The 13,205-nt window shown below is 66.6% G+C and carries 12 protein-coding genes; 3 read left to right on the top strand and 9 right to left on the bottom strand.

What is annotated here, in order from left to right; genetic code table 11:
- Window positions 1-37 precede the first annotated feature (37 nt).
- Complete coding sequence (locus tag ACQR1E_RS21450) at window positions 38-1,228, top strand: adenylate/guanylate cyclase domain-containing protein (protein ID WP_315828083.1); 1,191 nt, start codon at window positions 38-40, stop codon at window positions 1,226-1,228.
- Window positions 1,229-1,237: 9 nt separating this feature from the next.
- Here the strand turns inward: ACQR1E_RS21450 and clpS are convergent, their stop codons facing one another.
- Window positions 1,238-1,543 carry an ATP-dependent Clp protease adapter ClpS gene (clpS, locus tag ACQR1E_RS21445; protein WP_315740885.1) on the bottom strand — a complete coding sequence of 102 codons (306 nt, stop codon included), beginning with the start codon at window positions 1,541-1,543 and terminating at the stop codon, window positions 1,238-1,240.
- Between the two features lie 226 nt (window positions 1,544-1,769).
- Between clpS and ACQR1E_RS21440 the strand changes: the two genes are divergently transcribed.
- Window positions 1,770-2,624, top strand: coding sequence for a DUF1194 domain-containing protein (locus ACQR1E_RS21440; RefSeq protein ID WP_316187448.1), 855 nt, complete (start codon window positions 1,770-1,772; stop codon window positions 2,622-2,624).
- Window positions 2,625-2,688: 64 nt separating this feature from the next.
- Here ACQR1E_RS21440 and ACQR1E_RS21435 read toward each other — a convergent pair whose 3' ends face one another.
- Entirely contained in the window at window positions 2,689-3,531 is an 843-nt protein-coding gene (locus ACQR1E_RS21435; RefSeq protein WP_434897532.1) for a nucleotidyltransferase domain-containing protein, read from the bottom strand.
- A gap of 199 nt (window positions 3,532-3,730) precedes the next feature.
- Between ACQR1E_RS21435 and ACQR1E_RS21430 the strand changes: the two genes are divergently transcribed.
- Window positions 3,731-4,303: a septal ring lytic transglycosylase RlpA family protein gene (locus tag ACQR1E_RS21430; protein WP_315828086.1), complete on the top strand. Its 573-nt coding sequence runs from the start codon at window positions 3,731-3,733 to the stop codon at window positions 4,301-4,303.
- Between the two features lie 199 nt (window positions 4,304-4,502).
- On the opposite strand, the gene ACQR1E_RS21425 is transcribed toward ACQR1E_RS21430, so the two are convergent.
- From ACQR1E_RS21425 to ACQR1E_RS21395, 7 genes are all read right to left on the bottom strand, one after another.
- Window positions 4,503-5,738: a class I SAM-dependent RNA methyltransferase gene (locus tag ACQR1E_RS21425; RefSeq protein ID WP_434897531.1), complete on the bottom strand. Its 1,236-nt coding sequence runs from the start codon at window positions 5,736-5,738 to the stop codon at window positions 4,503-4,505.
- A complete protein-coding gene (locus tag ACQR1E_RS21420; protein ID WP_315715541.1) occupies window positions 5,731-6,468 on the bottom strand; it encodes a TlyA family RNA methyltransferase in 738 nt (245 codons plus the stop codon). The genes ACQR1E_RS21425 and ACQR1E_RS21420 overlap by 8 nt, the downstream gene beginning before the upstream one ends.
- A gap of 183 nt (window positions 6,469-6,651) precedes the next feature.
- A complete protein-coding gene (locus ACQR1E_RS21415; RefSeq protein WP_315715542.1) occupies window positions 6,652-7,212 on the bottom strand; it encodes a nucleoside 2-deoxyribosyltransferase in 561 nt (186 codons plus the stop codon).
- Window positions 7,213-7,241: 29 nt separating this feature from the next.
- On the bottom strand, window positions 7,242-9,167 hold the full coding sequence (gene dxs, locus ACQR1E_RS21410) for a 1-deoxy-D-xylulose-5-phosphate synthase (RefSeq protein WP_315715543.1): 1,926 nt from the start codon (window positions 9,165-9,167) through the stop codon (window positions 7,242-7,244).
- A gap of 963 nt (window positions 9,168-10,130) precedes the next feature.
- Window positions 10,131-10,382, bottom strand: a complete 252-nt coding sequence (locus tag ACQR1E_RS21405) for an exodeoxyribonuclease VII small subunit (protein ID WP_315715544.1) — start codon at window positions 10,380-10,382, stop codon at window positions 10,131-10,133.
- 100 nt (window positions 10,383-10,482) lie between these two features.
- Window positions 10,483-11,412 (bottom strand): histone deacetylase family protein, encoded by a 930-nt coding sequence (locus ACQR1E_RS21400; RefSeq protein WP_315715545.1) that lies wholly within the window; start codon window positions 11,410-11,412, stop codon window positions 10,483-10,485.
- A gap of 111 nt (window positions 11,413-11,523) precedes the next feature.
- Entirely contained in the window at window positions 11,524-13,200 is a 1,677-nt protein-coding gene (locus ACQR1E_RS21395) for a bifunctional metallophosphatase/5'-nucleotidase (RefSeq protein ID WP_434897530.1), read from the bottom strand.
- Window positions 13,201-13,205 lie beyond the last annotated feature (5 nt).

Raw genomic sequence — 13,205 nt, 5'->3', positions numbered from 1 at the left:
GTTTGCTGTTGCCACGCTGCTCGCCTAGTGTCGTCCCATGGACGCTTCCAAGCTGCGGGACATCAAGGACTGGCTGGTCGACGGCGCGCGCTCCGCGGCGACACCGAGCCAGATGATGTCCGAATGCTGCGATCGTCTGGTCGGGCTCGGCGTGCCGCTGTGGCGCGTGGGCGTGTTCGTCCGCACCCTTCATCCTGATATCGCCGGCCGCAGCTTCATCTGGCGCCAGGGGGCGGAGGTCGAGATGGGCTCGGTCGATTTCGGCTTCGAGAGCACGCCGGCCTACAGGGACAGCCCGCTTGCGCGCGTGTTCGAGCAGGGGACCGAGTTCAGGGCCGATCCTCGCGATCGGGAGGCCGAGCTCTTTCCGATCCTGATGGATCTGCGGGCCGAAGGCGTGACCGACTATTTCACTCTACCTTTGACCTTCATCGACCGTGCGGTCCACGCGTCGAGTTGGACCACCAAATCTCCAACAGGCTTCACCGACGCGCATCTGAATGCGATTCGCTCGCTGATGCCGGCTTTGGCGCGCTACACCGAGATCGTCACGCTTCGACGTACGGCCTCGATGCTGCTCGACACCTATGTCGGCAATAGCGCCGGCGAGCGCATCCTGGGCGGCCAGATCCGCCGCGGCCACACCGATACGCTGGATGCGGCGATCTGGCTGTCGGATCTGCGCGGCTTCACGCCCTTGTCCGATCGCCTGCCGGCTGAGGACGTGGTGGCGATCCTCAACCACTATTTCGACTGCCAGGTCGATCCGATCCGCGAGCAGGGCGGCGAGGTGCTGAAGTTCATGGGCGACGGCCTGCTCGCCGTGTTTCCGTTTCGCGAGCAGGGCGGCGATCCGACCGAGGTCTGCGCCCGCGTCCTTGCGGCGGCGCGCGCCTCGCGGGCTCGCGTCGATGCGCTCGAATACGCGGCCGGCGGCACCGGGGAACGCTTCCGCTTCGGCGTCGCGCTGCATGTCGGACGGCTGCTCTATGGCAATATCGGCGGCGGCAACCGGCTCGACTTCACCTGCATCGGCCCGGCCGTCAATCTCGCCGCTCGGCTCGAGAAGATCGCCGCGCGACTGAAGCGGACGGTGGTCGCGTCCGAGGCGTTTGCCGGCGCCTGTCCCGGGCCGCTGACCGATCTCTGGACCGACCTCGGCGAATTTCCGATCGCAGGCCTCGCGACCGCACAACGTGCGTACGGGCTGCGCGAGGAAGGGAATTAGTTCGCCGGCTCAGGTCTCCGGCTCGGTGGTGAACAGCAGCGGGTATCCCTTGGCGCGGCCGGCATCGGTCGCGCGCGTCGCCTTGGTCTCGGCGACGTCCTTGGTGAACACGGCCACCACGCAGACGCCGAGCTTATGCGCCGTGATCATGACCTTGTAGGCCTGGTCCTCGGTCATGCCGAATTCCGCCTTCAGGATCATCACCACGAAATCGCGCGGCGTGAAGTCGTCGTTGACGAGGATCACCTTGTAGAGCCGCGGACGCTCGGTCTTGGTGCGTACCTTCGTCTTGGGCTTGGTGACGGCATCGTTCATTCTAAGGGCGCGCCTGTGTTCCGGATGCGGCAGTCACGCCACGATACAGGCTTCGGCCGCTCCGGGAAACCACGGGCTGCATGCCTTGCGCGATGGGCGCATGCGGCTGCCTGACATCCGGGCAAACCCCAGGGGACTAACCGGAATGTGAATGGATGTGTGCGTTCCCGCTTTGCGCTCTGCGGATTGCATGTCACCATCATCAGACGCGATTGGAGGGCAGCTCATGCGCTGGTGGATCTCGATCGGGGTGGCGTGTCTGGCGGGCGCCTTGGCCGGCGGCGACGTCGCCAGCGTCGTGGCCGCGCCGAGGGCCCAGCCGGCGCAGCAGCTGAGCGAGAAGGAAGCGTCCGTCGACGTCGAACTGATCCTCGCCGTCGACGTGTCCTACTCGATGGACCTGGACGAGCTGGCGATCCAGCGCGAAGGCTACGCCCAGGCGCTCAGCTCGCGCGAGTTCCTGCAGGCGCTGAAGAGCGGCGTGCACGGCAGGATCGCCGTGACCTATTTCGAATGGGCGGCCTCGAGCGACCAGAAGATCATCATTCCATGGCGCCTGATCGACGGACCGGAAAGTGCCGACGCCGTCGCCGCCGAGATCATGAAGACGCCGATCCGCCGCGCGTCGCGCACCTCGATCTCCGGCGCGATCTACTTCGCCATGCCGCTGTTCGATGAGAATCCCTACCGCGGACTGCGCCGCGTCATCGACATCTCCGGCGACGGGCCCAACAACAATGGTCCCTCACCGGTGACGATCGCGCGCGACGAGGCCGTCGACAAGGGCATCACGATCAACGGCCTGCCGATCATGGTCAAGGAGCCGTCCTACTCGACCATGGATATCGAGAACCTCGATCTCTATTACAAGGATTGCGTCACCGGCGGTCACGGCTCGTTCGTCGTCACCATCAAGAGCCGCGACGAGTTCAAGGAAGCCATCCGCACCAAGCTGCTGATGGAGGTTGCCGGACGCTCACCTCCGCCGCGGATCGTGCCGGTCGCCGACGATGCCGACAAGGAGCCGCGCGTGTCCTGCACGATCGGCGAGAAGATCTGGCAGGACCGCTGGGGGCGGTGACCCGCAGGCCCGGGCTGCCGAGCAGACGCGCGCGCGGGGAGACTTGATTGGTAAGGCGCCGATCTCAGCCGGCCGTCGCAGCATGGACCAACGCCTGTTTCAATTCGGCCTCGACCTCCCGCAGGCTGCGGAGCGCCGCACCGAATTCGCCATTGCCGATCGATTGCCAGATGAGCTCCACGCGCGCCGTCAGATCGGCGAGTGCCAGTCCAAACGTCGCGGCCTCCTTGAGCGCACCCTTCTCGTTGATCAGGTAGCGCCCGTTGACCGCAAACAGCACCTGCGCAAGGCAGGCGAGGGCGCGATAGGCGCAGCCCGCGACGTGGGTATGGTCGCCACGCCCGACAGCCAACTCGGCATTATCGATGCTGAATGCGATCTCCCACTGGAAGCGTGCAATAATCGCGTCGCGCAGGCGGCGCGGATAGGGCGTGCAGCGCGACTTCAGCCCCGCCAGCAGTTGCGCGGGATCGTGCAGCGGGCGGCAGAGCGCGACCTCGCCCATCCAGATCGCCGAGACGAAGCCATGCGGATGGCCTGGCTGGTAGTGCATCTCGATCCGCCCTTTCCGGCAGTCGTCGATCACGCCGCCGACCGCATCGATCTCGCGATAGAGCAGGTCGACCTTGTGCCCGTCGATTCTGAGCCAGCCGCCGCCGACGATCCACTGTCCCCAGCCGCCGACCGCCGTCAGTTCGAGCGTTTGCGGGTCGTCGACGAGCCGCCGCACTGCTTCGCGCAGCACGTCGGTGTCGAGGTCGTGCCTGGATGCGATGTAGAGCCCGACGTCGTAGTCCGAGCCCGAATGCGCGGTGCCGCGCGCACGTGATCCACCGAGCGCGATGGCGCGCAGTCCCGGGACATCGGCAAGTTCGCCGACGATGCGGGTCAGCAGCGGGTCAGGCATTCACGTGTTCTCCCAGGATGACAGTATGAAGTTCTTGCGTGGAAAAACTCCACAGGGCCGCTGTTCAGGCTGATCTGTTGCCATTAAGCCACAATCTCCCGAAAACCAGGGGTTGCACCTCCCGCAAGTTTCCCTTTGCCACCGTGTCGCCGCGATTGGGCCGCGACCATGAGCGAGTTGAGGCGGAGGCGCACAGAACATGCGTATCATCGACCGGACAGCACGTCCCGCGCAGCGCGTCAGGCGCTCGTCAGTCATCCAAGGTCCGCGTGCAGGGCTCGCTCGCCAACTTCTCAGGGCAGCGCTGGTGTGTGCGGCGGCGGCTTCGCTCGCAGCCTGCGCGCAATCATCGGCGGTCCGGCAGGCGCGCTGGGCGGCGCCGACGAAGCAGGCCGGAGCCGAATTTCGGCCGCAGGTGCAGCGTGCGGAGACGGCACCGGAGTCAGTGGTGCGCGTCCGGCGGGCCGAGCTCAGCCCGCCGCCGGCGCACTCCGGAGCGTCCGGTCTCGCCAGCTACTATTCGGAAGGCCAGAAGACCGCGAGCGGCGAGCGCTTCAATCCCTCCGAGCTGACGGCCGCGCATCGCAGCCTGCCGTTCGGCACCCGCCTGCAGGTCACCAACGTCAAGACCGGCCGCTCCGTGGTGGTGCGTGTCAACGATCGCGGACCGTTCGTGCAGGGCCGGGTGGTCGACGTGTCCTACTCAGCCGCGCAGGCGCTCGGCATGGTCAACTCCGGCGTCGCGCCGGTGAAGGTCAGCGTGGTGAGGTAGCGCATCGGATAGGCGACATCGCTGGTCGATCGCCTACGAGTTCGTGCTCATAGTCAGCGGCGTTCTCAGTCGACCTCTCCCCGCAAGCGGGGCGAGGGGGCGCACCGAGCGTGATGCGCGAGCTCCGTGCGTCATTGCAGGGGCAACGCTTGGCGCTTCCCGAAAAAGCCGATATCGCTCGTAAATCCGCTGACAGTGCTCACCGCACCAGCCTCGCCACCAGCTCGACATGCGGCGTATGTCGGAACTGGTCGACCGGCACCACGGTCTCGAGCTTGTAGCCGCCGTCGATCAGCATGCGCATGTCCCGCGCGCACGTCGTGACGTTGCAGGACACCGCGACGATCACCGGCACCTTGCTGGCCGCGAGTTGCCTGGCCTGCGCCTGAGCGCCCTGGCGCGGCGGATCGAACACGACGGCGTCGATGTCGCGCAATTCCTGCGGCATCAGCGGGCGGCGGAACAGGTCGCGCGCCTCGGCCTTGATCGGCTTGAGGCCGGGCGTGCCAGACGCCTTTTGCAGCGCCGCGATCGCGCCGGCATCATTGTCCATGGCGGTGACGCGCGCCCGCGTGGCGAGCCGCAGCGCGAACGGGCCGACGCCGCAGAACAGGTCGGCGACGTGCTTGGCCTTGCCGATCCGCGCCAGCACGAGCTGCGCCAGCGTCTCCTCGCCTTGCACGGTGGCCTGCAGGAACGAGCCGGGCGGCAGCGTCACCTGTGCCGTCCCCATCGTGACCACGGGCGCATTGCGCATCAGCACCAGTTCGCCATGGCGGGTCAGCCGCGCCAGCCGGTGCTGTTCGGCGAGGCGGGACAGGGCCGCGATGCGCGGCGGCGGCAGCGGGCCGGAGCCGCGGATGTCGATGTCGAGGCCGTTGCTGGTCGCGGTCGCCTGGATGTCGAGCGGCTTGCCGGTCGGCTTCAGCGCCTCAGCCAGGGCCCATGCGGCTTCCAGCGCACCGTCCAGAGCAGGATCGAGGATCGGGCAGCGGTCGATCGGCACGATGTCGTGGCTGTTGGCGGCCGAGAATCCGACCCTGAGGACGTCGTGCGTGCCCATCCGTGCGTGGAAGGTGGCGCGGCGCCGGCCGGTGCCGTGGGCATCGATCAGATCGGCCACGTCGCAGTCGACCTTGGCGGCCCGTAGCGTCTCGACGACGATGTTGCGCTTCCACTGCTGATAGGGCCCGGGCATCCAGTGCTGGATGGCGCAGCCGCCGCACACGCCGAAATGCGCACAGAATGGCGCGATCCGCTCCGAGCTCGCCGCCTCCACCGCGAGCAGCTTGCGGCGATCGGGATGCCCGGGCACGACAGCCGCCTCGACGGTCTCGCCGGCCAGCGTATAGGGCACGTACAGCGCCTCGCCCGATGAGAGCGACACGCCATCGCCGCGATGGCCGACATGGTCGATGACGAGACGCTCAACCATGGCGGCGCGCTCCCAGGAAGAACTCGGCGTTGCCGTCGCCGCCCTTGATCGATGACGGGAAGATCTCGATGTCGCTGCAGCCGAGCGAGGCGGCGAAGGCCGCAATGTCGTCGCAGACGGCGGCATGCACGCTTGCATCCTTGATGATGCCGCCCTTGCCGTGCTTTCCCTGCGCCTCGAATTGCGGCTTGATCAGCGCCAGCAGGCTCATCGGCGAGGCCGCGAGCGACAATGCGACCGGCAGCACCGCCTTGAGCGAGATGAAGCTGCAGTCGATCACGACGACGTCGGGGCGCTGCGGCAGGCGCTTGCCGTCGTAGCTGCGGATGTCGGTCTGCTCCATCGAGATGATCTTCGGGTGATTGCGCAATGATGGGTGCAATTGGTCGCGGCCGACATCGACTGCGAACACGAGCGCCGCGCCATTCGCCAGCAGGACCTCGGTGAAGCCGCCGGTGGAGGCACCGACATCGAGGCAGACATGGTCTTCGACCTCGATGCCATAATGCTCCAGCGCCGCCGCCAGCTTGACGCCGCCACGCGACACCCAGGGATGCGCCGGCTCGGCCTGCAGGACGGCGTCGGCGGGAATGTTCTCCGAGGCTTTGCCCACCTGCTTGTCGTTGGCGAACACGAGCCCCGCCTCGATTGCCGCCTGCGCCCGCGCGCGGCTCTCGAACAGGCCGCGTTCGACGAGGAGGATGTCAGCACGTTTGCGGGCAGGGGTCATGGGCCGGATCGCGAGATAGGTGAGATGAGGGCGACGCAATGAATTTTGAACTCCGTCATTGCGAGGAGCGACGCGACGAAGCAATCCAGACCTCCTTTGTAGCCCTGGATTGCTTCGCTTCGCTCGCAATGACGGGTGTTGCAAGCTGTTCGCGCGTATTCGCGGCTTCGGAGGGGCCCGGGATCAAACCGTCCTCGTCGCCAGCCGCTCCGCCGCCAATCTCACGCAGGTCTCGAACGCTGCCAGATGATGCCAGACGTCCGCAGGGCGTTCGCGTGGAGCGACGAGCGGGGCGCCGCGTAGCTCGAGCGCGTGGATCATCATGAGATTGTCGGGCAGGCCGAAATCCTCGACAGTCAGGCCTTCGCCATCGACCAGGCGGCCGTCCTGCTCCGTCACCGCCGTGAAGCGTCGGGCACGATCGGCGTAGACGGCCGGGTCGTTGCAGTAGCCGAGACACAGCTTGCCGGAGCCGGCCATGTAGCCGAACTCATAGACCGTGCCGGCATCGGCGCCGGGCCCGCGGAACGGTGTGAGATTGGCGATGATGGCATCGGCGTCGTCCATCATCGCCTCGTTGCCATGGAAGATCTGGCGCGAGGCGTCGGAGGAGGCGAGGTCGATGCTGTTGTCGAGGGGGTAGAGGCCGATCAGGCCGTGGCGGTCGCAGATCGCGACCTTCCGCCGGCCGATTTCAATGGCATCCGGCAGGAACACGTCGGGACCTGCCAGATAGATCTTCATGGCTCACCACTGCGGGACGCAAGCTCGCCTCAGGCGAGCTTGACCGACTCGGTCGTGTAATCCTTGCCGAGCGCCTCGAACACCTTGCGGACGATGCCTTTGGCGTCGAGCCCGGCGCGGGCGTACATCGCTGCCGGCGTGTCGTGGTCCTGGAACTCGTCGGGCAGCACCATCGAACGCATCTTCAGGCCGCCGTCCAGCATGCCCTGGTCGGACAGATACTGCATCACGTGCGAGCCGAAGCCGCCGATCGAGCCTTCCTCGATCGTGATCAGGATGTCGTGCTCGCGGGCGAGCTTCATCACCAGCTCCTCGTCGAGCGGCTTCATGAAGCGCGCATCGGCGATCGAGGCGGACAGGCCATGGGCGGCGAGCTCGTCGGCGGCCTTCTCGCACTCGGCAAGCCGGGTGCCGAAGGAGAGCAGGGCGACTTGCTTGCCCTGGCGGATCATGCGGCCCTTGCCGATCGGCAGCGGAACGCCAACCTCGGGCATTTCCACGCCGCGGCCTTCGCCGCGCGGATAGCGCACTGAGCTCGGCCGGTCGTTGATCGCGACCTGGGTCGCCACCATGTGCACCAGCTCGGCCTCGTCGGAGGCCGCCATGATCACCATGTTCGGCAGGCAGCCGAGATAGGCGTTGTCGAAGGAGCCGGCATGGGTCGCGCCGTCGGCGCCGACCAGGCCGGCGCGGTCGATGGCGAAGCGCACCGGCAGGCTCTGGATGCAGACGTCGTGGACGATCTGGTCGTAGCCGCGCTGCAGGAAGGTCGAGTAGATCGCGCAGAACGGCTTGAAGCCCTCGGCTGCGAGGCCGGCGGCGAAGGTCACGGCGTGCTGCTCTGCGATGCCGACGTCGAAGGTGCGCTTCGGGAACGCCTTGGCGAAGATGTCGATGCCGGTGCCCGAGGGCATCGCGGCAGTGATGCCGACGATCTTGTCGTCCTTCTCGGCTTCCTTGACCAGGCTCTGGCCGAACACGTTCTGATAGGCCGGCGCGTTCGGCTTGGCCTTGGCCTGGGTGCCGGTGGCGATGTCGAACTTGGCCACCGCGTGATATTTGTCGGCCGCGGCTTCCGCGGGCGAGTAGCCCTTGCCCTTCTGGGTCACGACGTGGACCAGGATCGGGCCGGTCTCCATGTCGCGGACGTTCTTCAGGACGGGAAGCAGATGGTCGAGGTTGTGGCCGTCGATCGGGCCGACGTAGTAGAAGCCGAGCTCCTCGAACAGCGTGCCGCCGTCCATCATGAAGCCGCGGGAATATTCCTCGACGCGGCTGGCGCGGTTGGCGATCACCTTGGGCAGATGCTGGCCGAGCTGCTTGGCGGCATCTCGCAGCGTCCGGTAGGTCTTGCCCGAGTACAGGCGCGACAGATAGGCCGACATGGCGCCGACCGGTGGCGCGATCGACATGTCGTTGTCGTTGAGGATCACGATCAGGCGGGAGTTCATCGCGCCGGCATTGTTCATGGCCTCATAGGCCATGCCGGCGGACATCGCACCGTCGCCGATCACGGCGATCACGTTGTTCTTGCCGCCCGACAGGTCGCGCGCAACGGCCATGCCGAGGCCGGCGGAAATCGAGGTCGACGAGTGCGCAGCGCCAAACGGATCGTAGTCGCTCTCGGCGCGCTTGGTGAACCCGGAGAGGCCGCCGCCGGTGCGCAAGGTGCGGATGCGGTCGCGGCGTCCGGTCAGGATCTTGTGCGGGTAGGCCTGGTGGCCGACGTCCCAGATCAGGCGGTCACGCGGGGTGTCGAACACGTAATGGATGGCCGTGGTCAGCTCGACCACGCCGAGACCAGCGCCGAAATGGCCGCCGGTCACCGAGACCGCGTCGATGGTCTCCTGGCGCAATTCGTCGGCGACCTGCCGGACCTGCTCGACCTTCAGCCGGCGCAGATCTTCCGGGGTCTTGATGGTGTCGAGAAGCGGCGTCTTACTAAATGTGGTCACGGTGACATTCCAATTTTGCAGGTCGGGTTCAAGGGCCGACATCTGAGAGGTTCATCGTAACGGGCGGCGAAACCTGAGGTCTTGAAGGTCACATCCGCGCGGATCGAAGCCGCAGTCCGAAGACTAGCCGGGTTTGGGATCGATCTATGTGATGTAAGTCACTCTTGGTGGCCTTGCCGTCCTCGTTAGTCGCCCAAGATCGCCAAGTCGTTCAGCCAAGTCAGTTTTGCTAGCTCTTGCAAGCGCTTAGATTCCTCTCTCCGGAGAGGATGGACACTTCCAAAAACCCGCAGTTGCGAGAAGCTTTACACCAAAGTGCGTCTTAAAGCCAACCCGGCGGGAGTTGGCAAGCCCGCAAACGGTACCTTTGCGCCACGTCTCAACCGCGGCGGCGTGCCGGAGGTTCCATTGCTCTGCTCAAATCGACGGCAACCGTCGCTCCGGAATAGACCGGGGACGCGAGCTCGGTCCAGGCTTTTTCCCGCGCCGCAGAATCGGCCGATGCGGCGATTGCGCGCGCCGCGGTACGGTGAGCCATGCGTCCGCGTCAGGGGATCGGTCCGCAGACGATCATGAAGAAGTCGCAGGCGTGCGGCCTTTCGTGGATCGTCACGAAGCGGACGCGGAAGACCTGCGAGCCAAGCACATTGTCATGATCGGGCCGGACGATCGCAGACGCGGAACGGCACGATCGTGGGATCGGGGGGCGCCACGGCGAACTGCCCGGATCCAATCGTGTCGCATGGTAAACGAAGGACGTCGCGCTGACTCTCGAGCGGTGAACGCGGTGGCGGAGACTTCGCCGGGGGACACTTGGCGGCCAAGCCCATTGACGATGCAGTTGCACCGATGCGCGGCTGAATTGCACGAATGGGAGGCGCTTTGCCCGCGTGTCGCGTCAGGCCACAACCAGCGAAATAAATCCGGACTGTCGCTCGGAGACGGCCGGTTGGCCGCAAGCTGCTATTGCACGTCGAGCGGCACGGTTCCCACCGCATGGCCGCTGGCGTCGGTCGTGATCTTCTCGACCCGGGCCTCCGCCTGGCGCAGCAGCTCCTCGCAGCGCCGCTTCAGCGCCTCGCCGCGCTCATAGATCGCCACCGACTCCTCGAGCGGCACCTTGCCGTCCTCGAGGCGCTTCACGATCGATTCCAGCTCCTCGATCGCGCGCTCGAACGACAGCTTCTTGACGTCGGTTACGGTGTTGTCCGCCATGCGGGTTCCCTGCAGCTCACTCAACTCCGGGGCCGTGCTTTTACACCCCGCTCGCGGCCCTGTCAGGCCCTGCCGGGGTGGATCGGCTGGAACCTGGGGATTACGCCCCGGTCAGCGCCGCAACGTGGGCCGCGACGGATTCCTTAAGCCCCTGAAGGTCATAGCCGCCCTCCAGGACAGAGACGACGCGGCCGCCGGCGGTCTTGTCGGCGAGCTCCATCAGCTTGCGGGTGACCCAGCCGAAATCCTCCGCCCGCAGGTTGAGCGACGCCAGCGGGTCGCGATAGTGGGCGTCGAAGCCGGCCGAGATGATCACGAGCTCGGGGCTGAACTTGGTGAGCTGCGGCAGGATCAGGTTCTCGAAGGCGGAGCGGAACTCGAGGCTGCCGTCCTCGGAGGCCAGCGGTGCGTTGACGATGGTGTCGTGCTCGCCGCGCTCGCCGCGGGCGCCCGTGCCCGGGAACAGCGGCATCTGATGGGTCGAGCAGTACATCACGCTCTTGTCGGCCCAGAAGATGTCCTGGGTGCCGTTGCCATGGTGGACGTCGAAGTCGACGATGGCGGCACGCTCGATGCCGAAGGTGCGCTGGGCGTAGCGGGCGGCGATCGCGACATTGTCGAAGAAGCAGAAGCCCATCGGCTTGGCGATCTCGGCATGATGTCCGGGCGGGCGCACCGCCACGAAGGCGTTGCGGTGGCGGCCGGACATCACCGACTCCGTCGCCGCGACGGCGCCGCCAACGCCGCGCATCACGGCCTCCCAGGTGCCCGGCGACATCGAGGTATCGCCGTCGAGATAGATGATGCCCGAGGTCGGGGCCATGTGGCGCAGCTCGGTGACGTAGTGCTCGTTGTGGCAGAGCAGGGCCAGCTCGATGTCGGCCTCCGGGGCCTCGTCGCGATCGAGCAGGGCGAAGCGCTCCTCGGTCAGCGCCTCCTCGACGGCGCGCAGGCGGTCGGCGCGCTCGGGGTGGCCGGACGGCGTGGCGTGATCGAGGCAGGCTTCATGAGAGAGATACAGCGTCGACATCAGGGCTCTGCCACTCGCGCGTTGCGGGAGGGCCCAATCTATGCGCTGAACGCAGCCTCGGAAAGAGCCCCGCGGGCGATATGACCGGCTTTCCGCCCGGCGCGGCAGGCGTCACGAAGCCTTGTTGACGATACGGCCGCGCGGCGGCAGGGCCAGCGGGCTGTTGGCCTTGAGATAGGCGAACAGCGCCTCGTCGTCATAGGGTCCCGTGATCGGATCGCGGCCGCTCTTGAACGCGGTGAAGCCGTCGCCGCCGAGCGCGAGGTAGTTGTTGATGGTGACCCGGTAGGACGCGGCGGGATCGATGGCCTTGCCCTCGAGCATCATGCTGGCGGCATCGATCCGCGCGCCCGCGGACTGTTTCGCATCGAAGGCATAGGAAAAACCGTTGGAGACCTGCAGGATGCGCGGCCGCGCCGGGTCGAGCCATTGCTGCTCCAGCGCGGCCTTGATCTCGGCACCGGTCAGGGTGACCGTCATCAGCTGGTTGCGAAACGGCTGGCTCGCGAACACGTCGGCATAGGTCACCGCGCCGTCGTCGCGCCGAACGAGATCCGTCCGGATGCCGCCGGGATTGGTCATCGCGATGACCGCGCTCCCTTTGTCCGTCGCGGCTGTCGCTGCGAGCTGGGCATCGGCGATGACGTCGCCGAGCACGCTCTCGCCGGAGGCGTTCGGCAGCCGCGACAGCGTCGCGGTGAGCACGCCGGCGGGGCGATTGGCGTAGGGCGCCGCGAGCTTCTCATAGGCGTCGATCAGCGCGGTCTGCGCCGGATCCTTCGGCAAGGTGGTATCGACGACGACGTTCGTCGCGGTGGCGCTGATCACGTCGCGCGTGGTGCGGTCGAGCTTGACGTCGATCGCCGTCACCAGCGTGCCGAACTTGTCGCCCGAGGTGACGAGCCGCTTGTCGATGGTGCAGACATAGGCCTGATGGGTATGGCCGGAGATGACGATGTCGACCGCGCTGTCGAGCTCCTTGACGATGTCGACGATCGGCCCCGACAGCCCGGGACATTCGTTCATGCCACCGGACGGCCAGCCGCCCTCGTGGATCAGCACGACGATCGCCTGCACGCCCTTGGCCTTCAATTCCGGGATCAGCGCGTTGACGCTCTCGGCCTCGTTGCGGAAGTCGAGGCCGGCCGCGCTCGCCGGCGAGATGATGCCCGGGGTCCCTTTCAGCGTCAGCCCGATGAAGGCGACCGGAACGTCCTCGAAGGCGCGGATCTCATAGGGCGGAAACACCGTCTTGTCGGTGCCGGCGAGGAACGTCGACGCCGCGAGATAGTGGAATTTGGCACCGGTGAACGGCTGCGGCCCGCGGCAGCCGTCGGTCGGATGACAGCCGCCGTTCTGCATCCGCAGCAGCTCGGCCTTGCCCTCGTCAAACTCGTGATTGCCGACCGCCGACAGCGCGAGCCCCATCTGCGACATCGATTCGATGGTCGGCTCGTCGTGGAACATCGCCGACAGGAACGGGCTCGCACCGATCAGGTCGCCGGCTGCGACGAAGATCGTGTTGGGCTGGCCGTCGGCGAGCAGCTTGACGAGGCTCGCCATGTGCTCGGCGCCGCCGGCTGGAACAACGGTGGTCTTGGTTGGATCGGCGGGATCGGCGACGCGGATGCCGGAAGAGGGCGGCTCCAGATTGCCGTGGAAGTCGTTGATGGCGAGGATGCGCAACGCTATCGGCTCGTCCTCGGCCGATGCTGGCGGGCCGACGATGCTTGCAACGGCGGCGCCGGTCAGCAGGCAGGCAAGGGCGAAGCGGGAGAGACGGCTCATGGCAG

The sequence above is a fragment of the Bradyrhizobium sp. HKCCYLRH1030 genome (assembly GCF_051168395.1).
GTDB lineage: Bacteria > Pseudomonadota > Alphaproteobacteria > Rhizobiales > Xanthobacteraceae > Bradyrhizobium.
Note: the sequence above shows the minus strand (reverse complement) of the source record. Positions and strands in the feature narration are given on the sequence as shown.

Excerpts from the sequence above, each read along its gene's own strand:
- ACQR1E_RS21440 (WP_316187448.1), top strand. The coding sequence starts at position 1,770 with ATGCGCTGGTGGATCTCGATCGGGGTGGCGTGTCTGGCGGGCGCCTTG.
- ACQR1E_RS21395 (WP_434897530.1), bottom strand. The coding sequence starts at position 13,200 with ATGAGCCGTCTCTCCCGCTTCGCCCTTGCCTGCCTGCTGACCGGCGCC.
- ACQR1E_RS21435 (WP_434897532.1), bottom strand. The coding sequence starts at position 3,531 with ATGCCTGACCCGCTGCTGACCCGCATCGTCGGCGAACTTGCCGATGTC.
- ACQR1E_RS21415 (WP_315715542.1), bottom strand. The coding sequence starts at position 7,212 with ATGAAGATCTATCTGGCAGGTCCCGACGTGTTCCTGCCGGATGCCATT.
- clpS (WP_315740885.1), bottom strand. The coding sequence starts at position 1,543 with ATGAACGATGCCGTCACCAAGCCCAAGACGAAGGTACGCACCAAGACC.
- ACQR1E_RS21400 (WP_315715545.1), bottom strand. The coding sequence starts at position 11,412 with ATGTCGACGCTGTATCTCTCTCATGAAGCCTGCCTCGATCACGCCACG.
- ACQR1E_RS21405 (WP_315715544.1), bottom strand. The coding sequence starts at position 10,382 with ATGGCGGACAACACCGTAACCGACGTCAAGAAGCTGTCGTTCGAGCGC.
- ACQR1E_RS21420 (WP_315715541.1), bottom strand. The coding sequence starts at position 6,468 with ATGACCCCTGCCCGCAAACGTGCTGACATCCTCCTCGTCGAACGCGGC.
- ACQR1E_RS21425 (WP_434897531.1), bottom strand. The coding sequence starts at position 5,738 with ATGGTTGAGCGTCTCGTCATCGACCATGTCGGCCATCGCGGCGATGGC.
- ACQR1E_RS21430 (WP_315828086.1), top strand. The coding sequence starts at position 3,731 with ATGCGTATCATCGACCGGACAGCACGTCCCGCGCAGCGCGTCAGGCGC.
- ACQR1E_RS21450 (WP_315828083.1), top strand. The coding sequence starts at position 38 with ATGGACGCTTCCAAGCTGCGGGACATCAAGGACTGGCTGGTCGACGGC.